General features: G+C 35.4%; 14 protein-coding genes. 4 read left to right on the top strand and 10 right to left on the bottom strand.

Going from position 1 to position 22,461, the window contains the following annotated elements:
* Positions 1–87: 87 nt before the first annotated feature.
* From ACFINE_RS04785 to ACFINE_RS04775, 3 genes are all read left to right on the top strand, one after another.
* Complete coding sequence (locus tag ACFINE_RS04785) at positions 88–768, top strand: alpha/beta hydrolase (RefSeq protein ID WP_375621241.1); 681 nt, start codon at positions 88–90, stop codon at positions 766–768.
* A 323-nt stretch (positions 769–1,091) separates the two neighbouring features.
* The gene (gene tyrS / locus ACFINE_RS04780; protein WP_375621240.1) at positions 1,092–2,345 is read left to right on the top strand and encodes a tyrosine--tRNA ligase; all 1,254 of its coding nucleotides are present in this window, start codon (positions 1,092–1,094) and stop codon (positions 2,343–2,345) included.
* A gap of 190 nt (positions 2,346–2,535) precedes the next feature.
* Positions 2,536–3,021, top strand: a complete 486-nt coding sequence (locus tag ACFINE_RS04775; protein ID WP_375621239.1) for a peroxiredoxin — start codon at positions 2,536–2,538, stop codon at positions 3,019–3,021.
* A 338-nt stretch (positions 3,022–3,359) separates the two neighbouring features.
* Here the strand turns inward: ACFINE_RS04775 and prfB are convergent.
* From prfB to ACFINE_RS04760, 3 genes are all read right to left on the bottom strand, one after another.
* Positions 3,360–4,488 (bottom strand): peptide chain release factor 2 gene (gene prfB / locus ACFINE_RS04770; protein ID WP_375621238.1). Its coding sequence is split into 2 segments (ribosomal slippage): positions 3,360–4,418 and positions 4,420–4,488, totalling 1,128 coding nucleotides; the frame shifts between segments, so codons are not numbered across the junction.
* Positions 4,489–4,657: 169 nt separating this feature from the next.
* Positions 4,658–7,123, bottom strand: a complete 2,466-nt coding sequence (locus tag ACFINE_RS04765) for a penicillin-binding protein 1A (RefSeq protein WP_375621237.1) — start codon at positions 7,121–7,123, stop codon at positions 4,658–4,660.
* 168 nt (positions 7,124–7,291) lie between these two features.
* A complete protein-coding gene (locus tag ACFINE_RS04760) occupies positions 7,292–8,521 on the bottom strand; it encodes an N-acetylmuramoyl-L-alanine amidase (RefSeq protein ID WP_375621236.1) in 1,230 nt (409 codons plus the stop codon).
* Between the two features lie 587 nt (positions 8,522–9,108).
* Between ACFINE_RS04760 and ACFINE_RS04755 the strand changes: the two genes are divergently transcribed.
* Complete coding sequence (locus ACFINE_RS04755) at positions 9,109–11,730, top strand: ribonuclease E/G (RefSeq protein WP_375621235.1); 2,622 nt, start codon at positions 9,109–9,111, stop codon at positions 11,728–11,730.
* Positions 11,731–11,819: 89 nt separating this feature from the next.
* Here the strand turns inward: ACFINE_RS04755 and ACFINE_RS04750 are convergent, their stop codons facing one another.
* The 7 genes from ACFINE_RS04750 to proS all read right to left on the bottom strand — a co-directional run bounded on the left by ACFINE_RS04750 (position 11,820) and on the right by proS (position 22,286).
* The gene (locus ACFINE_RS04750; RefSeq protein ID WP_273791265.1) at positions 11,820–12,431 is read right to left on the bottom strand and encodes an invasion associated locus B family protein; all 612 of its coding nucleotides are present in this window, start codon (positions 12,429–12,431) and stop codon (positions 11,820–11,822) included.
* Between the two features lie 1,640 nt (positions 12,432–14,071).
* A complete protein-coding gene (locus tag ACFINE_RS04745) occupies positions 14,072–14,911 on the bottom strand; it encodes a hypothetical protein (protein WP_375621234.1) in 840 nt (279 codons plus the stop codon).
* Positions 14,912–15,153: 242 nt separating this feature from the next.
* On the bottom strand, positions 15,154–18,642 hold the full coding sequence (mfd, locus tag ACFINE_RS04740) for a transcription-repair coupling factor (RefSeq protein ID WP_375621233.1): 3,489 nt from the start codon (positions 18,640–18,642) through the stop codon (positions 15,154–15,156).
* 5 nt (positions 18,643–18,647) lie between these two features.
* On the bottom strand, positions 18,648–18,935 hold the full coding sequence (locus ACFINE_RS04735) for a succinate dehydrogenase assembly factor 2 (protein WP_375621232.1): 288 nt from the start codon (positions 18,933–18,935) through the stop codon (positions 18,648–18,650).
* Between the two features lie 65 nt (positions 18,936–19,000).
* Positions 19,001–19,681, bottom strand: coding sequence for an ABC transporter ATP-binding protein (locus ACFINE_RS04730; protein WP_375621231.1), 681 nt, complete (start codon positions 19,679–19,681; stop codon positions 19,001–19,003).
* Positions 19,681–20,949 carry a lipoprotein-releasing ABC transporter permease subunit gene (locus tag ACFINE_RS04725; RefSeq protein ID WP_375621230.1) on the bottom strand — a complete coding sequence of 423 codons (1,269 nt, stop codon included), beginning with the start codon at positions 20,947–20,949 and terminating at the stop codon, positions 19,681–19,683. Before ACFINE_RS04725 ends, ACFINE_RS04730 begins: the two co-directional genes overlap by 1 nt.
* An 11-nt stretch (positions 20,950–20,960) precedes the next feature.
* Positions 20,961–22,286 (bottom strand): proline--tRNA ligase, encoded by a 1,326-nt coding sequence (proS, locus tag ACFINE_RS04720; RefSeq protein WP_375621229.1) that lies wholly within the window; start codon positions 22,284–22,286, stop codon positions 20,961–20,963.
* Positions 22,287–22,461 lie beyond the last annotated feature (175 nt).

The following is a 22,461-nucleotide window of genomic DNA, read 5'->3' as shown; positions in this document are numbered from 1 at the left end:
AAGAATATCTAATAATTATTTAAGAGATTCTATGGTAAAAGTCGACTAGGGTCAAAGAGAGCCCTTTATTGCATTAAGGAGCATTTTATGCCAGAAATTATTTTTAACGGTCCCGCGGGTCGGCTCGAAGGGCGTTATCAACCTTCACAACAAAAAAATGCACCCATTGCGATCATTTTGCATCCTCATCCCCAATTTGGTGGAACTATGAATCATAAAATTATCTATGACCTCTTTTATATGTTCCAACAACGTGGCTTTACAACTTTACGTTTTAACTTTCGTGGTATTGGTCGTAGTCAGGGTGAATTTGATTATGGAATAGGAGAACTTTCAGATGCTGCTGCTGCTCTCGATTGGGTTCAAACACAACATCCAGACTCTAAAAATTGTTGGGTAGCAGGATACTCATTTGGAGCATGGATTGGTATGCAGCTTTTAATGCGCAGACCAGAAATTGAGGGATTTATCTCAGTTGCCCCTCAGCCTAATGTTTATGACTTTTCATTTCTTGCACCTTGTCCCTCTTCTGGACTTATCATTCATGGCGGTATCGATAAAGTTTCCCCTCCAAAAGATGTTCAAATACTTGTCGATAAATTAAAAACACAAAAAGGTATCATCATCACACAAGAAATATTGGAAGAGGCTAATCACTTTTTCAGTGGATGTCATGAAAAACTTATTGAGCGATGTGCCCACTATTTGGATAACCATACCTCCAATGAACTTCTCGCTCCTCCTCCTGAAATACTTTCACTAACTTAGGAAAATACGATAGATTTATAAAAAAATTAGCAAAAATCGTCTCTGATCATAACAAAGTAATTTTTTTAGTCTGCATTTAAAACTTTTCTAAATTTTATTTCAGGATAGAAATGAGAATAACAGAATACCTTTTTTCTATTACTAAGAAGTCTCTTTTTTAGCGTATAAAGATAATAATACTTGTATTATTATCTTTATACTACCAATATGTCTCTTTCTCTTGTGAGGTGTGCGTCAGTTATGATAGATACCGCATTAATAATTCGTTATATAATCGCCTATTATATACAATAAATGCACTCTTAAATTAGGAAATTAAATCTGTGTTTGCCTTTAAATCTGATTTTTTACACATTATGAGCGAACGTGGTTTTATCCACCAAATTTCAGATGAAAAAGGCTTAGATGATCTTTTTTCAAAAGAAACTGTAAGCGCTTATACTGGATTTGACCCAACAGCATCGAGTTTACATGCTGGAAGTCTTCTTCAGATTATGATGCTTTATTGGTTACAAAAAACGGGTCATCGCCCCATTGCTTTAATGGGTGGAGGAACCGGATTGATTGGTGATCCTTCTTTCAAAGACGAAGCGCGACGCCTTCTGACACAAGATGATATTGCTGCAAATATTGATGGTATTAAAAAGGTATTTGCTAACTATTTGACATTCGGTGACCGAGAAACCGATGCTTGTATTGTGAATAATGCTGAATGGTTATGCAATTTAAACTACTTAGAATTTTTGCGTGATGTAGGAAAGCATTTTTCTGTCAACCGTATGTTGTCATTTGATTCTGTCAGACTCAGACTTGAGCGTGAGCACTCTTTGTCATTCTTAGAGTTTAATTATATGATTCTGCAAGCTTATGACTTTGTTGAACTTTATAAACGTTATGGGTTGCGTATGCAAATGGGGGGCTCTGATCAGTGGGGCAACATTATTAACGGAATCGAATTAGGACATCGTTTAGGAACACCGCAATTATATGCGTTAACATCACCATTGCTGACAACCTCTTCCGGTGCCAAAATGGGTAAATCATTGAATGGGGCTGTATGGCTAAATGCGGATAAACTTTCACCTTATCAATTTTGGCAATACTGGCGCAATACAGAAGATGCTGATGTAACACGATTTCTAAAGCTCTATACTCCATTGCCGATGGATGAGATTCTTAAACTTTCTCTATTACAAGGAACTGAAATTAACGAAGCAAAAAAAATTCTTGCAACAGAAATTACAGCAATGTTGCATGGACGTGTTTTTGCTGATGCAGCAGCAGAAACGGCTCGCAAGACGTTTGAAGAAAAAACTCTGGGAGAAAATCTTCCAACTGTTGAAATTAATGCCTCAGAATTAAAAAAAGGTGTTGGATTGCTCACTCTTTTAGTACAAGCAGGACTCGCTAGATCTAATAGTGAGGCACGCCGACACGTTCAAGGTGGAGGTGTCCGTGTAAATGATCAAATTATTGAGGACGAAACACATCTTATTATTGAAGGGGATGTCAGTGCAGAAGGAACCATTAAACTTTCTTTTGGTAAGAAAAAACATGTTGTAATGAAACCAGTATAATCTTTTGCTGTTTTGTTTATGTTGTTCACGTCGAGCTTGTTCTTTCAATTCAATCGTTGTGATAGGGCGAATTTTGTTAGGGAAATAAAAGTCTCTTCAAAACGATAAAATTCTAGAGAGTTGAATAGTTCTTTTCTTCTGTGTACTCTGATATTTTATACCTGTTACACAAAAAAGAAAGATGAAAACAATGACAAGACCAATGAAAGGTGCTCTTGCTCCTGATTTTACTTTGCCGCGCGATGGAGGTGAGACAGTGTGTCTTTCTGACTTTAAAGGAAAGCCTGTTGTTTTATATTTTTATCCAAAAGATGACACCAGTGGTTGCACAAGTGAAGCACTTGATTTCACAAAATTAAAGATGAAATTTGATGAAATCGGTGTTTCTGTTATTGGAATCTCTCCAGATAATGTAAAAAAACATGATAAATTTAAAATAAAACATGAACTTGATGTCATCTTGGTTTCTGATGAAGAAAAAACGACCCTCGAAGCTTATGGTGTTTGGGTTGAGAAAAGCATGTATGGACGCAAATATATGGGAGTTGAACGGAGCACTTTTTTAATTGATGCAAATGGAATAATAGCAGAAGAATGGCGCAAAGTGAGCGTATCTGGGCATGTTGAAAATGTTTTAGCTACTGCAACACTTTTATATCATAATGGTAACTTGTAAATTGAGTGTTTGATTTACCTTCAAAAGCAAAAGTTATTCTCCCTAATTGATTTTAGTTTTTCAACGGATTCAATTTTTACAATATATTGATTTATAAGGATAATGAATTGTTTTACATTTATATTAGTCCCCCGAATATCGCAAAATTTTCTGATTTCAGATTCTTCCTATCACTTGCAATATCATAAGCAGAATTAGCGTGTGAGAAAAAGTTGAAGAAAGGAACAAGAAAATCCCCCTTTAAACCTTTAAAGTATCAAAGGCTATATAACATCACAGCATCCATGAAACGAACAGCTTAAGAAAAAATCTACATGGCTTGAAGGAAGGATATGTAATTAACGAATATCCTCAATTTTTTTGTCTTGTCCATAAATGCGCCGTGCGAGTGCTGCCTCTATAAATGCATCTAAATTACCATTAAGTACGGATTGTGGATCCGTATTTTCAATTCCTGTACGCAAATCTTTGACAAGCTGATAGGGTTGAAGAACATAAGATCTAATTTGATGTCCCCATCCGATTTCTGTTTTAGAAGATTCAGCAGCATTGGTTTCTTCTTCTCTTTTTTTAAGCTCTTCTTCATAAAGCCGTGCACGCAACATCGACCAAGCCGTAGCGCGATTTTTATGTTGAGAACGCTCTGTTTGACATTGAACAACAATACCCGTTTTTATATGTGTGATGCGAACAGCAGAATCTGTCGTGTTAACATGTTGTCCTCCTGCTCCAGATGCACGATATGTATCAATACGCACATCTGCCTCTGAAACATCAACTTCAATATTGTCATCAATAACTGGATAAACCCAAATGCTCGCAAAAGAGGTATGGCGCTTTGCATTCGAATCAAATGGAGAAATCCGCACTAAGCGATGAACACCTGATTCTGTTTTTAACATTCCATAAGCATTATGCCCTTTTACAAGAATAGTCGCTGACTTTATTCCTGCCTCTTCTCCATCATGAATTTCTAAAATCTCAACCTTCATTTCATGCTGTTCAGCCCATCGCATATACATACGTAAGAGCATAGAAGCCCAATCTTGGCTTTCTGTTCCCCCTGCTCCAGCATGAACTTCTAAATAGGTATCATTCGGATCTGCCTCTCCTGAAAGAAGTACGTCAATTTGCCTTTTATCTATCTCATTTTTAAGATTACGTATTGATCTTTCTGCATCAGCGATAATTTCCACATCACTTTCTTCTTCGCCCATCGCAATAAGCTCAATGCATTCTTCAAGTATTTTTGTAAATGATAAAAGACCATTGATTGAATTATCAAGACGTTGACGCTCACGCATCATATCCTGTGCTCGTTGTGCATCATCCCATAATGATGGATCTTCCGCTTTTTGATTAAGATATTCAAGACGCTTTAGTGATTGATCCCAGTCAAAGATGCCCCCTTAGCAATTGTATTGCTTTCTGGATTTCATCAACTAATGTTTCTATTTCTGCTCGCATAATTTAACACCGTATTTTAAAAAACTCTTTTTGGTTGTGTCTCTTAGCATTTTATACAAATTTAATAGCTGCTATCAGAAAATGGTACAGTTCTATCACTCTATTTATAGAACCGACATTGTAAAAAAAGATAAAAACCATGACTCATGGCAAAAGGAGATTTTGTCGATTAATACAGCCCACCTGTCCCACTTTCAAGTGCTTTGTTGACTTGTGGAGAAGTCGTTACTGCAGGAACACCTTCTTGAAAAGAATTTGTACTCCCAATAACTTGATATATATCAGCAGGACCAGTCCCTGGTTTAAATGCTTCTATAATGACATCTTGATCTCCTCTTTCGGCAAGCATTCCTGTTTTCCGATTAATTGGCATTAAAATCATACCTTTTGGCATCTTAAAGGGAACATCTGGCTTCCCTTTAAGAGCATCTGCCATAAAATCACCAAAAATAGGTGCAGCTAATGAACTTCCTGTTCCATTATATCCTAACGAAGCTGGTTGATCATAACCGACAAAAATACCAACGACAATGTCAGGAGTAAATCCCATAAACCAGACATCCTTAGAGTCATTGGTTGTTCCTGTTTTAGCGGCAATATGTCGATTAAGATAACGTAAACGTGCCGCAGTACCACGCTGAACAACCCCTTCCATCATCGAGGTAATTTGATAAGCCGTCATAGGGTCAAGAACTTGATCTCGCTCATCAATCAATGTGGGCTCACTTTGATTATTCCATGAATTCGTATTACAATTTTCGCAAATACGATCATCATGACGATAAATTGTCTTCCCATAACGATCTTGAATTCTGTCTATCAGAGAAGGTTTAATAGAGCGTCCGCCATTGGCAATAACGGAATAAGCTGTAACCATCCGTAATACTGTTGTTTCACCAGCCCCTAAAGCCATGGGAAGATAAGGCTGCAATTTATCTACCACCCCAAAGCGTTCTGCATATTCAGCGACAAGAGGCATTCCCATATCATTGGCAAGCCGTATTGTCATAAGATTACGAGAATGCTCAATACCGTAACGCAACGTTGAAGGTCCTGCAAAGGTACCACCATAATTTTTGGGTTGCCAAACTTCACCATTATATTGACGAACTTCAATGGGGCCATCTAAAACAACGGATGCTGGTGTATATCCGTTATCAAGAGCTGCTGCATAAACAAAAGGCTTAAAAGCAGACCCCGGTTGGCGGTAAGCTTGGGTTGCACGATTGAATTCAGATGCGGCAAAAGAAAATCCTCCCACCATAGCAAGAACGCGCCCTGTATGAGGTTCCATAGCAACAATTGCACCTTCAACCTTTGGAATTTGTTGTAAACGATAAGTGTTGTTTGTATTGGATAGTTTTTCAACAAAAATGACATCCCCAACTTGCAGAACATGAGATAAATTCTGAACAGTTTTTCGATAACCATTTTCTTTTACAACATGGAGTGCCCATTTTGAATTAGCTTCAGATAAAACAGCAATTTCCCGTTTTTTTGATAATATACCTGAAGCTTCGCGCTGTGGCTGTAAACCAATCTCTACTTTGTTGGGATTAGTAGAAAGAACAACAGCTAAACGCCATTCAGGAACATCACTTAGCCCTATGATATCTGCAAGTTCTGCCCCCCAATCACCTTTCTCATCAATATGCGCATAAGCTCCACGCCATCCTTGCGCATGATCAAATCTAATTAATCCATCGTGCAAAGCACGTCGCGCAATAAGTTGTAAATGCGGATCAAGCGTTGTACGAATGGAAAGCCCACCTTCATAAAGTGTTTTAGCCCCATAGCGATGTATTAAACGACGCCGTACTTCTTCAGTAAAATAATCAGCTGCAAAAACATAGCTATCACTCCCACGGATTGTCGCTCCTAAAGGTTTAGCTTTCGCTTTTTCACCTTGTTCACGCGTTACATATCCATTTGCAATCATCCGGTCTATAACCCAATTACGCCGATCAATAGCACGTTGTGTATTCTTAAATGGATCATAATTTGCTGGTCCTTTTGGAAGAGCAGCCAAATAAGCACATTGTTCTAACGTCAGGTCATTGACGGATTTATTGAAATAAGTCAAAGAAGCAGCAGCTATGCCATAAGTGCCACGACCCAGATAAATTTCATTGAGATAAAGCTCGAGAATATGATCTTTTGAATAAGTTTTCTCAATACGCATTGCTAAAATAGCTTCCTTAAATTTACGTTCTAACGTTGTTTCTGAACTTAAAAGGAAGTTTTTAGCGACTTGTTGCGTTATAGTTGATGCACCCTCTGGACGTCTTCCAGAACCAATATTACGAATATTATTGATCAAAGCTCGAGAAAGTCCTTCAGGATCTAAACCAAAATGATGATAAAAGTTTTTGTCTTCAGCCGAAATGAAAGCATTTATAACAAGCTTTGGTATTGATTGAATCGGTAAATAGAGGCGATGTTTTGTTGCAAACTCTGCCATAAGACGGCCATCAGAAGCATGGACACGGGTCATTACCGGCGGCTCATAAAGTGAAAGAACTTCATAATCAGGGAGTGCATTTGCTTGACCACTGGTCATAACACCCCACGTTATTGCACCATAAAGTCCAATAGCAATAAAAAAACGAAGAAGATATCTTAAAAAAATCATCATAAAAATGGCTATCGCTTTCTTAAGAATTAATTAAAGAAAAAATACGTTACTTCAAACACACCAAGTGGATATCACCACAAGATTGAGATCAAGAGAAATTATTTTCTATCTTTTATTTATACCAGGGTACATTAGAAGCCCATATTGATACTCTATTTTCTCATAAATTTAAAGAGGCTGTATCATTTTCTGCCTATAATCAGCAAATTGACGAATAGAATGAGCAATAGAGGCTGCCATTTGTTTTCTCCAATGAGGATCATTTAATAACTTTTCATCCTCTTTATTGGATAAATAACCTATCTCTATCAAGACTGAGGGTATATCTGAAGCTCTTAAAACTTGAAAATTAGCATACCGATGTGGGTTATTAATCAAGTTAATATGATTCTTTGATAAACTTGAAATAACACTATTTGCAAAATTAACCGAAAATGTATGTGTTTCACGTCGTGTAAGATCCATCAAAATATCTGTAACTTCGAGCGTTTCATCTGCAGGCAAACCATCAAGCAAATCAACTTTATTTTCACTTTCAGCCAAAGATTTTGCAATGGCATCAGAGGCTTTATCTGATATGGTATACACTGTGGCACCGCGAAGAGAATGTAGATCAATCGTATCTGCGTGAATAGATATAAAAAGGTCAGCATCAAACTCTTGCGCTTTTTTAACTCTTTCACTTAGTCTTAAAAAAATATTGGAATCTCGTGTTAAAGCAACGGTAATATGAGAATCCTTTTGTAATTCGTCTCGCAATGCACGCGCAAAGTCTAAAGTCACATCTTTTTCTAAAATTCCAGTAACACCCCGTGCACCACCATCAATACCACCATGACCAGGATCAAGAACAACACGGAAATTATATGCTGGCATTAACTGTGTTTTTGTATCAAAATTGCTTCTTTGCTGTTTTTTTAATATCTCATCAAATTTTTCTTGTGTACTTTTACGAATATCAATCAGCAACTGCCATAAACCATTATTTAATTTTTTTACGACATTTTTTTCAACCACAAAAGCCGTTTTACTTGTCAAAATAATGCGTGAAGTCTGTATGTCAGAGAAAGCATAACGCACATCTGAAAGCATAACGGATAATGTATTCCGTTTCTTTAAAGGCGTATTTTGCATCGAAAAGTCAATTGTAGGTAAATTGATAACCAAACGTGCGGGCCTGTCCAAAATCTGTAAACGAATATTTGGTTTTGAATTAAAAACCGCAATAATACGCGTATGAATACTATCACCAATGGTTCGAAAATTAATAAGTCTCAGAGGATCTGCGGCTTGAACACTAGTTTGGAGTAGCAAAAAAGATAATAAAAAGTATGTGACGAGCACAATAACATCCCCATAAGCTGTTTTCAGCTTTTTGGTAAAAAAAACTCTTATCATAAGCAAAATACTCTACATTACCTTTGTAATAATTTATCTTGGTTACATAAAACGATACACCAATTTATTCTCTATTTTTCAATAAAAGCTAAATAAACACCTCAAAACGAAATTAAGGTCATAAAGATATTATAATTATACATGATTTACATTGTTACTTGCCAAACGCATGATATCAACATAAAAGAATATTTATGCTTCCTAGCTGATAATAGTCATCTAAATTATCTGTAACTCATATTAAGTTGTCTTTAGAAGTTTTTTGTCTATTATGCGTTGAGACTTTTTTATGGATGAAAAATTTCTATGTTGTAACATTAGGATTGCATTACTTAAGATTCGTTGGTTCGGATATCCGAACTGTTTTAAAGATTATTTTACCGGAGACTTTTAAGAAAATATGAGTCATAAAAAACAGATGGAAATAATGATGAGAAATGGTGTAAATGCAGTCATGCCTTTGCACGTGGTGTTTCGTCCTGTTTTTCTGGTACCTCCCTTTTATGGCAGACAGCCTTTTATGTTTACGAATAGTTATGGCATTCGTTTGAATAAAATTGTGCATGTCGCCTTCAGGATATTAACTTATGTCAAACAAAATGCTTATAGATGCCTCCCATCCGGAGGAAACACGTGTTGTTGTTGTTCACGGCAACAAAATTGAAGAACTTGATTTTGAATCAGAACATAGAAAACAGCTCAAGGGGAATATTTATCTCGCACGTATTACGCGTGTAGAACCGTCTCTCCAAGCGGCTTTTGTTGAATATGGTGGAAACCGACATGGTTTTTTAACATTTTCTGAAATTCATCCTGATTATTATCAAATTCCTATTGCTGATCGCCTTGCTCTTCTTGAAGAAGAAGAAAAAGAAGCTGTAGGAGAAAATTCTGTAGATACCTTTACGGAAGAAGCAACTAAAAATAAAAAACGCTCCAGAAGAACAAAAAAAAGTGAAAAAAACAATGTTATAGCAGCCGATATTGAAAATGATATCACATCTGAAGCGATAATGATTGATAATACAGAAGAAGCATTAAATGCCAATATCTCTTATGATGAGATTGAAATGGTCGGTGCTGAGGACATCCGTGAAGAGCTCCCGATTTATCAAAGAAAACAAGGGCGTCAGTATAAAATTCAAGAAGTCATTAAACGACGTCAAATTTTGTTGGTACAAGTTATCAAAGAAGAGCGTGGTAATAAAGGTGCTGCCCTTACAACATATCTATCTCTAGCTGGTCGTTACTCTGTTCTAATGCCCAACACAGCACGTGGTGGTGGTATTTCACGAAAAATTACGAACGTACAAGACCGTAAGCGTCTTAAAGAAATCGTAAAAGAATTAGCCGTTCCAAAAGGTATGGGCGTTATCTTACGAACCGCTGGTGCCAATAGAACAAAAGCTGAAATTAAACGTGATTATGAATATCTTATGCGGTTATGGGATACTATTCGCACTTTGACACTCGAGTCAACGGCGCCATGCCTTGTCCATGAAGAAAGCAATCTCATCAAGCGTTCTATACGAGATCTTTATAATAAGAACATTAGTGAAATTCTTGTCTCTGGAGACCAAGGATATCGTGAAGCGAAAGACTTTATGCGTATGCTCATGCCAAGTCATGCAAAAGTTGTGCAACCTTACCGTGATCCTACGCCCATTTTTGCAAGAAATAATATTGAAATTCAACTTGATAAAATGTTGCAACCACAGGTTTCTTTAAAATCTGGTGGTTATCTTGTTATTAATCAAACAGAAGCACTTGTTGCTATTGACGTAAATTCTGGCCGCTCTACGAAAGAATTCTCTGTTGAAAAGACAGCCTTACAAACTAACCTTGAAGCTGCTGAAGAAGTAGCGCGTCAATTACGCTTGCGTGACCTTGCTGGTTTAATTGTGATTGATTTTATTGATATGCTTGAAGAACGCAATGTGAAGCTGGTCGAAAAAAAATTAAAAGATTGTTTAAAAAACGATCGTGCTCGTATTCAAGTAGGTCATATTTCACACTTCGGCCTTTTAGAAATGAGTCGTCAACGTATTCGCATATCGGTTTTAGAAAGTACGACACAGCCCTGCCCACATTGCGCAGGAACAGGAAATATACGTTCTGAATCATCAATTGCGTTACATGTCATGCGCTCAATTGAAGAATATCTTCTTCATAATTCGCAACATAATATTATCGTGCGCACCCCCGTAGCAACAGCGCTTTATGTATTAAATCATAAACGCAATATTCTTGTTAATTTAGAAGCTCGCTTTAAACTTAATATTAGTATTGAAGCAGATGATAGTATTGGAACACAACATCTTGTTATTTCTAAAGGCTCAATAGCAGAGAGAATTTCTCAATCTTCATTGGAAGATGACAATAAGCAAGAAATTGAAGATTCTGTTTTCATAAAGAGTGAATCTATTGAAAATCCTTCTCCCATTGAAACAAATCAAAAGCGTCGGCGCAAAAATCGTCACGGTGAAATTATTGATCATTCTCTCTCCAACGTTCATAAAAAAGAAGATACCTTGAATGATGATTCTTATCGTCGAGGACGTCGTCGAGGACGTCGTGGTGGTCGACGCAATCAAGATAATAGTTTTCATCAGATTCGCGTTCCTTATGCAGAACCAGTGGGAGATTTTGCTAAGCAAGCTTTAGCAGAAATTAAAGCAGCGCATCGCAAACGTCGTGTTTCACCTGCTAAATCTTTTGAACTTGAAGAAACAAAAAATAATACACAAGCTCTAGATATACAACAACAGAGTGAATCTGAAAAAAATGATACAAGTATTAAACCTAAAAAACGTTCTTCAAAAGTAGTACAAAATCAACTTTCTTTAGATAATGATCAAAATATTGCAGAACAAAAATCTCTTGAAGAAAAACCTACAACCAGTCCGGTGCGTAAAACTAAAACAAAAAAAGCAGACAAAGCTATTCATGAGGTAGAAGATAAAGCTCTTGAAAAGAGTAAAAAATCAACACGTGGAACACGTAAAAAATCATCTTCTAAAGAGACAACGCAAATACAAAAAATATTAGAGCAAGAAACTGTAATCGAGATGGAGAAAGTTATCGAAACCTCTCCTTCCCAAATTGAAGAAACAATTAATCAACCCGTTGTTATTTCATCAACGCCTAATGATTCTTCCAAAACTGAACGTATTGGTTGGTGGAAACGCAGAATTCTTTCGAAAAATTAAGGATTCAAAAAAACCGCCACAGAAAACTGTGGCGGTTCAAATAAACAATTATAGAAAACGTTTTGACCAACTTTTATGGTGTGGTTTTATTACTTTTGTTTCGCTTTTTCTTGCTCAGCCCGCATACGCTCTTCAATTTCTTTTTGCTTTGATTGAATAGCTTGCTGCAGCTTTATTTGTTCTTGTTGGAAATCTTTTTCCTCCATACCAGGACCGGTATAGGCTGCTGTAAACCCATTAAGAGAAAATTCAATAGGATTAGCTGAACCACGGAAATTAACTGTGGTTACAACCATTTTTGTACCACTTTTCATAGCTGCTATAAGCTTATCATCTAAGACATCATTAGCAATACAACTTGGTCCATTACAAATAATATAAGGAATTTTTTTAGAGAACTCGTCACCAATTTTAATGTGAACACCTTCTGGCAAAAAACGACCTGTAGGCACTTGAATACCTATACGTTTCTCATTTTGCTTCCCTTTTATTTCAACAAGATTAAAAGCCGTTAAAGGTTGTCCCGTATTCGATAATACAGTATTCATTGTATTACAAATATCAACATCATGCTGCTTACTGCAAACTTTGTACCAACCTTGTGATAAAGTTTGCGCATTTGCAGAAATACCAGCTATAAGAAAAAGGGCAGCGGCTCCAACTAATACTGAAACAGCAGAATAAACATTTTTATGCGACATGATTAAGTTAATCCTTTCAACGCGCTCTTAAGTAACTTCAAAAAAATATTAAATATAATTCCAACTTAATTTATTAAATTATAATGAAATAACAATTAATTTTACTATTTTTACTTCAATATAAAAAAAAAAGTCAAATTTAGAGAAAAAATACGACGAGCCATTCTAATTTTTATACACTCATATCATTTCCCCTCTTCATCACATTGGTATTTGATGCAATCTATCCATAAAACACCTCTGTGCACTTAAACTAAGATTACACAAACGAATCAATATTGCAATATTAATTAAAATAAACTCTGATACTACTCTAAAAAACTTACTAATTAAAATTTTTACATTTATTACTCTTCATGTTAAGCTTATAGAACCTTTGCAACAGGTGTTGCAATGCATGAAGCTCCAAAATATCAGATAAATTTTACTGTTTTCCTTGTGTGATACACAAAAACAAAATCATCTACGATATTATTGAAACATTTAATGAATTAAAACCACTGATTGTCTAAAATTTCTGCATAATTGTAAGAGAGCTTTTTGCTAATGAACAATTTTCTGCCCTTGTTTACAAAATAATAGTGATACGCTTTTGTAATAAAAATTTTATATTCCATAGCGTTTAACTAAACAGTTTAGTTTAAAAATACGCTACTAAAGAAGTGCTTTTTTCTTAATTAAACAACACATTTTCTTAGAGAGAAAATCTATAACTGCTGAAAATATTTTATTTATAAAAAACTTTCTTAAAATATAATAACATATTAATTTATAATAATAATTTATCTTTTTTCTATATTGTATGAAAGATCCTAATAGCGCAAACCTCTCTTATGTTGAATCAATAAAATTTATCCACTTGTACATCACAAGCGGAGTTAGTTTTATAGATAAAACTACTGAACAAAGGAAACCCTCCCTATGAATCATCTCACGTGCCTAAAGCCATAATAAATTTATGCTCATATATTAAACATCTATTATTGCACTTCTGTACGAATATCATCTCTCAGTTTTATAACGTGAATAAAAAATATAGCTTTTATCAATTTCTTTTAAGTTATTTCTTAAATAAAAGAATCTACTAAAATGATAAATTCTTTTTATCTTTCACAATATCAAAGATATAAATCGTTAATGATTTAAGTTTTAAGAAAAAAATGAATTAAAAATATCATTTTGTTTCTCTATATAACACAACTTAGAGCTATAAAATATCTCTCTTATCATATTAATGAAACAAGATTTATGATATGAGATGTATCGTCATTAAAATAATTAAACAGATAAAAATAAAAAACTACAAGCACAAAAAATTATGCATAAAAAGAAAACATAAAAAAGATATATGATTTTATTATTTAATATATATATTAAATCTTATATGATAAGAACAATATATAATATCTTATGTGCATAAAATTACTTTATTATAAATAATAATTAAAAACAAAAAATTAAAATATATTTTAAATATTATTTAGTATATAATCTTAATTTCTCTGTATTTATATGAGTAAATTTTTAATTGGCTATTCTTATAGAATTATTTTTTATGAATTTTCTAAACTATACCGTTACGAAAAATTAAGTATTTTTCTATTTTGAATATAATTCAACATAAATCAAATAAATAATTTTTAATTGAATAATTCTTCAACATGAAAACGCATACGATCTATAATATTCTTTTTCTTGTTTGGAAGCATTATATTATGTACTTCTTTAATGGTATTACAAAGCTTAGGTGCACTTTTTACAAACCAATTATCTTCTGTAAGACTATTTTTTATATCGTCAAATATTTGTTTTTCATAACTATAAGAGCCATCTGTTAGTAATTCTTTAATATCCCTGACTAAACTAGGACTTATTGAATTATTTGCGCCTTTAGCCCAACTAAAATCTTTATCTTTCCAATCAAAATCTTTGCGCAAAATAGCACCTATATCACTTTGCAATATATCCGCTAACGTATTGCAAGCAATAATAAATATGAGATAATTTTTCATTATCTCATCATCACCTCCACTTTTCTCATTCATTCCCCATTCATTAAACGTTTGAGTTTTTTTTAAATAATCTTTTGCTTTAATCAACTTTTCTTCATACTCCCCTACTTCATACTCTCTCGCTATATGTATTCTAGAGATAATTTTTTGTTTTTTTTCAGCTAGATCCTGTAATTTCGAACCAAGATTATAATATTCATCCTTCAGAGTTTTCAGTTTTTTATATAACTTATTCCGTTCCTGTAAACGCTCATAGTATTCTGCTTTAGAAATATTTTTTTCCCAAATATCCAAATGAGATATACTTTCTTCAATAAATTGTATGCTCTCTTTAATATTCTTTCTTTTGTTTTTTAAATGTTGGTATTGTTCATCAGAAGATAACTCAGCATAAGCGTTTTTTACGCCATATATTAAAGTGAGTAACAAAAAAACGATAGTTAGACACTTTTGTAATGAAGAAAGCATGCTATCTTTAGCTAAATTCTTTCTAAAAAATTTACAGGAGCTTATTAGCTTATTATATTGAAAGTGCTATTTATTGCAGTTAAACCGTCTAATCTATTTTCTTCATTATATCAATACGTATATAATAAAAACCAAATAAATATATAAAAGGTTCTTTATTATAAACTTAAATTTTATTCAGAATGATTTTATAAAAATGAGTAACAGTTCTGAAACAATAAAGAAATTTTTTAAACAGAATGTTATTCTGCCATTTCGACAAGCTGTGTCATAATATTCGCTGCTCCAACAAGCCTTTCATCCGCTGAGGACCAATCACGAATAAGAGCAATACTTTGATCTGGTCGAATTTTTGCCATTGTACCTTGTTTTCCCACCCACTGAACAAGAGCAACACTATTTGCGAAATAGTTATTACGAAACTGTATGACAATCCCCTTTGGTCCAACATCTAATTTTTCTACATGTGCTTTTCGACACAATGTTTTAATATGAAAGACTTTAAGAAGATGTTGAACCTCAAGGGGCAAAGGACCAAAGCGATCAATTAATTCCGCTGCAAATTCATCAATTTGTTCTAAATCATCAAGTTCTGTTAAACGACGATAAAGTCCCATACGTAATGATAAGTCAGGCACGAAACTTTCTGGTATCATAACTGTTGTACCAAGGGAAATTTGAGGAGACCATTGCTTATCTTCATTTAGCTCTCCATCTTTTAATTCAGCAACAGCTTCTTCAAGCATTTTTTGATAGAGTTCAAATCCAACTTCTTTGATATGCCCCGATTGCTCTTCACCTAAAAAATTGCCTGAACCGCGGATATCCATGTCATGGCTTGCCAATTGAAAACCGGCCCCTAAGGTGTCAAGAGATTGTAACACTTTAAGACGGCGATCAGCAGCAGTTGTTAAAACTTTACCAGCAGGAAATGTAAAGAGAGCATAAGCACGTTGTTTTGAACGTCCTACCCTACCACGTAACTGATAAAGGGCAGAAAGGCCAAACATCTCAGCACGATGCACAATTAGGGTATTTGCTGTTGGAATATCAAGACCTGATTCAATAATGGTTGTTGAGAGCAGCACATCATATTGTCCATCATAAAATGCATTCATGATATCATCAAGTTGTCCAGCCGGCATTTGTCCATGAGCCACAACGAATTTCAGTTCTGGCACATGTGTTTTGAGATATTCTTCTACAAAAGCTAAATCTGAAATACGAGGACAAACATAGAAACTTTGTCCACCACGATAATATTCTCGAAGCAGGGTCTCTCGTATAACAAGTGCATCAAAGGGTGAAATAAAAGTACGAACCGCCATTCTATCAATGGGGGGGGTTGTTATCAATGAAAGTTCACGTACACCCGATAAAGCTAACCCTAAAGTGCGTGGTATGGGAGTTGCTGAAAGTGTGAGAACATGAATATCACTTTTAAGCTCTTTTAAACGCTCTTTGTGTTTGACACCAAAATGCTGTTCCTCATCAATGATAAGAAGGCCTAACCGTAAAAAATTAACTGCACCACTTAATAATGCATGGGTTCCAATGACAATATCGATTATACCATCTGAAACACCTTTTTTTACTCGTGCAAGTTCTTTCGCTTTTACAAGCCTCGAAGCATGTCCAATTTTAACCGGTAATCCTTGAAAACGCGAAATAAATGTTTTGTAATGTTGACGTGAAAGCAAAGTTGTCGGTACAACAACAGCAACCTGATATCCATTTAATGCTGCAACAAAAGCACTTCGAATGGCTACTTCAGTTTTTCCAAAACCAACATCACCGCATATCAAGCGATCCATCGGCTTGCCTGAGGCTAGATCGTCCAAAACAGCATCAATTGCATTCATTTGATCTTCCGTTTCTTCATAGGGAAAGCAAGCAACAAACTCATCAAATGGTCCAATTGGTGGAAGTAAAGCAGGCGCAGCACGAGTCATACGCTCTGCAGCTATACGGATTAATTGCCCTGCCATTTCCAATAAATGTTTTTTAAGCCGAGCTTTACGTGCTTGCCAAGCAACACCTCCTAATTTATCTAAAGTTATCTCTGTTCCTTCTGAGCCATAACGTGAGAGAAGCTCAATATTTTCAACAGGTAAAAAGAGTAAATCACCTCCAGCATATCTAATTTCAAGGCAGTCTCGTAAAATTCCAGTGGTTCTGATGGTTTTAAGACCAACAAATTGGCCAATACCGTGGTCGATATGCACAATAATATCACCAGAATTTAAAGCAGAAATTTCAGAAATAAAATTTGTATTATTCTTACGCCGCTTTGGCGATCTTATAAAACGATCGCCAAGGATATCTTGCTCTGCAATAATAGCCAAATCTTCAGCCACAAAACCATGTTCTATCATGATAACAGCTGCTAATATGCGATCTCGAGGTGTTGCTTTGACTGTTTGCAAAGATTTTGCAACATCTATTTTTTTCAATCCATGCTCATCGAGAACTTGTAACAAACGATTGAGAGATCCTTCACTCCAACACGCTAAAAGCACTTTTTTACCAGCAGCGCGTAAAGATGCGATATGATCAATAACACTTGAAAAAACATTTTTTTCCTGCGCATTACGCTCTTTTACAAAATCATATCCTTGTTTAACATTTGTGTGAATAACAGTTTGTTCCAAACTTTGTGGAACATTAAAAGGAGAAAAATCAATACGCTGTGAAGATTGTTGCGCACCTTCCAAAACACGCTCTGGCGTTAAATAGAGAAGACTAGGATCTATTGGATGATAAGAAGTAGAATTTTTTTCATCACTTTCGCGCTCTTTGCGCGCATTATAATAGTCTTCAATAAGACGATAGCGCTCAATGAAAACTTCTTCTATGAGATGCTCAAAAACTATCGGTAAATTGCCACAATGATCAAAAAAGCTATCAAGGTTTTCATAAAAAAATGGAAGCCAATGTTCCATACCGGCAAAACGCCGACCTTGAGCAATTGCTTCATAAAGCATGTTATTTTTTTGTGATACACCAAATGTACAGGTATAATTGCTTTTAAAACGACTGATACGTTCTGGTGTAAGAACAACCTCACTCATTGCCTGTAATAAAAGTTCAGTTTTTTGGCCTGTTGTCCTTTGACTTTCTGGATCAAATACGCGGATACTTTCTAGGGTATCTCCAAAAAAATCAAGGCGTAAAGGTTCAACATCCATCGGAGAAAAGATATCAAGTATTCCTCCTCTTACAGCAAACTCACCAATATCACGGACAACCGTAACGCGTTCAAAACCATTGGTTTCTAGAAATTGAATAAGATTTCCCATGTTATTGCGCTGGCCAACACGTGCGTGAATAAGCTGAGCTTCTATCATTTCACGAGGAGGCAACTTTTGCATAATTGCATTTGCTGTTGTTAATATAATTGCAGAATATGGATCTTTCCGTAAATTTGCTATGTGTGCCAATGTTGATAGTCGACGTGCCATAACAGCAATTCCTGGTGATACGCGATCATAAGGCAAACAATCCCATGCAGGAAATTGAAATACGGGTAAATTAGGTTCAATAAAATTTAAAACTTGTTGTAAATGCGCAATTTTTGTTCCGTCACGGACAACATAGATGAGCGGTTTATCTTGTGCAATTTCTGAACTTAATTTAGCAAGCGCAAAGGCTTCAAATCCATCAGTAACGCCATCTAAAATCATACGAACAGAATTATTTTTGGGAATAACAATTTTTTTAAATATAGGCATTGGAATCAATAACTTAAGCAAAAACGATAATTAGCAATATCACGAAAAAGTGGACTATCGACCTCAGTGGGGGGCAAAATTTCTCCAGTGATCCATGTGAGTAAATCACGGTCATCAAAAGACATAATATACTCAAGCTCAGAGAGCGTTTTATCATTCATCTCAGTGATATGAGCATCAACATAATGCCCAAAAATGAGATCCATTTCACGAATACCGCGATGCCATGCACGAAAAATCAACCGACGACGACGAGCATCTAATTGATTTTTGTCAACGACAAAAACTGTCATAAAAAATCTCCTTGAATAAAGTAATATAAACTATTCAATTAGTCGTATAAAGTTTTTACCTTGCTTTAAGGAAGTTCTATAATCTTTTGTTCTTTAAGTGTAATTCGACGATGCATTTGCTTAGCTAAAGCGTAATTATGTGTTGCAATAAGAGCAGAAAGACCAGACTGACGAACAAGGATAGATAAAGCTTGAAAGACATAAGCTGAAGTTACTGGATCAAGATTTCCTGTAGGTTCATCAGCCAAAAGAACCGAAGGGCCATTTGCTACTGCACGTGCAATAGCAACACGTTGTTGTTCTCCTCCCGATAACTCTGAGGGACGATGGTTCGCACGATGAGAAATACGCAGATACGTTAATAATTTGCGCGCACGATCTTCTGCTATGGATTTTTTTAATCCTGCTATCATTTGGGGTATCATGACATTTTCTAACGCCGTAAACTCTGGAAGTAAATGATGAAATTGATAAACAAAACCAATATCATTTCGTCTTATAGCTGTTCGCTCACTATCAGAGCGCTTTGCACAAGAAACACCCCGTAACATCACATCACCAGCTGTTGGTTTTTCTAATAATCCAGCAATATGAAGAAGTGTTGATTTTCCAGCACCAGATGGTGCAACAAGTGCGACAAGCTCTCCACGATTAAGAATAAAATTCGCTTTATCTAAAACAATGAGCGGCTTATGACTCTCGAAAAAGTGTCTTTCAATCTCTACAAGCTCTAAAATAGCTGTCATTATTCATACCTCAAAGCTTGTACGGGATCTAGCTTAGCAGCACGCCATGCCGGAATGAGAGCAGCAAGAAACGACAAGAATAAAGCCATCATAGCAACCAAGATGGTCTGTTTCCACTCAATTTGTGCAGGCAATTTTGTTAAAAAATAAAGTTGAGGATTAAAAACGTCGACATTAAATAACCAAGATATAAAATCTTGGATATGATTAATATTCGCGGTCGCGATAACACCTAAAACTAACCCCAATATAGTTCCAATAAAACCAATCATCATTCCTGTAATGATAAATATACGCAAAATCGCACTCTGTTGAGCCCCCATCGTGCGTAAAATTGCAATATCATGACTTTTATCTTTTACAAGCATAATCAGCCCTGAAATAATATTTAAAGCAGCAACAAGAACGATCAGAGAAAGAATGAAAAACATAACATTTCGTTCAATCTGTAAGGCTGAAAAAAAAGCCTGATTGCGTGTACGCCAATCAATTAAATAGACCTGTTGTTCAACTACTTTTTCTACAACAGGTTTTATTTGATCAACAGCATCAGGATCATTTAGAAATAATTCCAAAGACTGAACCTTATCTCCCAAATTAAAAAACATTTGTGCTTCATGGAGAGGCATAAAGATAAATATTGAATCATATTCAGACATACCAACTTCAAAAATAGCAACGACTTTATAAGCTTTCACACGTGGGGTAACGCCAAAAGGAGTCTCATCACCATCTGGAGTAATAATACGAATATCTCTTCCAACTGTCAGTCCTAATTTTTCTGCTAAGCCACTTCCAATTGCAACACCTTCTTCTTGATCAAACCGAGAAATCGATCCTAATTTAATGTTTTGAGAGACTGTTTTAAGCTTTTCTAGATCTTGTTTGCGCATACCACGAACTAACGCGCCAGAACCACCTTGAACTTCACCTTGAACAAGCGCTTGACCTTCAATAACAGGTAAAGCAAACTTCACACCATTTGTAGTTTCTAAAGAAGAAATAAGAGTCTTATAATCAGAAAAACCAGAATCAACTGTTTGAATAATAAGATGCCCATTCATACCAAGAATACGATTGAGAAGTTCTGTACGAAAGCCATTCATCACCGCCATAACAACAACCAGAGCAAATACGCCCAACATAATCCCAATAAGAGAAATAATTGAAATAACAGATGCAACGACATGTTTTTTATTGGGAATCATATAACGAAAAGCGATCATCCACTCATACGATGAAAAGCATTTGTTTTTCAGCCTCTTCATAATATTTCCTATTAAATTATAGAAAGTTGGCTGAGCACATCTTCAACCTTTAGAGATTTTTTTATTCCTGTTTTTCGATCTTTAATTTCAACTTCATTTTGTGCAATACTGTTAGGACCAACAATGATTTGCGTTGGCAAACCAATCAAATCCATTGTTGCAAATTTTGATCCAGGGCGTTCATTTCTATCATCTAATAACGGATCAAAACCAACCTTCTTTAATCCCTGATAGAGAAACTCACATGCCTGTGTGCATTTTTCATCATCGGGCTTCATATTGATAATCCCAAAATCAAACGGTGCCATCGACTTTGGCCAAATAATACCATTTTCATCATGAGAAGCCTCAATAGCGGCCGCAACAAAACGCGAAGGCCCAATACCATAAGATCCCATAGAGACCACATGCTCTTTTCCATCTTGTCCCATAACTTTTGCTCCCATTGGAGCAGAATATTTAGTACCAAAGTGGAAAATATGCCCTACTTCAATACCGCGCGCTGAAAGACGATTATGATCAGAAACTTTAGCCCACTCCTCTTCATTATGCATTTCTTCCGTTGCTGCATAAAAAGATGTCCATTGCTTAACAATATCATCTAAAACAGCTTTATCACTAAAATCGATTGAACTATCAGGAACGGTAAGTTCAAGAAATTGTTTATCACAGAAGATAGCACTCTCTCCTGTTTCAGCCAAAATGATAAATTCATGACTGAGTTCCCCCCCTATTGGACCTGTATCTGCACGCATAGGAATTGCTTTTAAGCCAAGGCGAGAAAAAGTGCGTAAATAAGCAACAAACATACGATTATAAGATGTTTCAGAGCCTTCATAATCAAGATCAAAAGAATAAGCATCTTTCATTAAAAATTCTCGTGCTCGCATCACACCAAAACGTGGACGAATTTCATCACGAAATTTCCATTGAATATGGTATAAATTAAGCGGAAGATCTTTATAAGAACGAACATAAGAGCGAAAAATATCTGTTACCATCTCTTCATTGGTTGGACCATAAAGTAAATCACGCTTTTGACGATCTTTAATGCGGAGCATTTCCAAACCATAATCATCATAACGACCGCTTTCACGCCAAAGATCAGCAGACTGAATTGTAGGCATCAATATTTCTATTGCACCCGCACGTTCTTGCTCTTCACGAATAATTTTACAAACTTTATCAAGCACTTTTTTTCCCAAAGGAAGCCAAGAATAAATCCCTGATGTTTGTTGTCGAATCATTCCAGCGCGCAACATGAAGCGATGAGAAACAATTTCTGCTTCTTTAGGATTCTCTTTTAAAAGTGGAAGGAAATATTGAGAAAGACGCATTGAAATAATTAACTCCTAATCAGATATATCATATCGGAACAATTTATCACACCCTCTATTCATCTATAGCCGCATTCTGAATACTTGCAAATATAACGATCTTATCATTTAAAAATTTATTGTGCTTTATTCTCTATTTTTCTTATTTAGCAATAAAATAAAAATGCTCTTCTCT

Origin of the sequence: Bartonella sp. AA97HXZ (genome assembly GCF_042196985.1) — a bacterium.
Lineage (GTDB): Bacteria > Pseudomonadota > Alphaproteobacteria > Rhizobiales > Rhizobiaceae > Bartonella.
The sequence above is the reverse complement of the archived record's forward strand: the minus strand, read 5'-3'. Positions and strand labels throughout refer to the sequence as shown.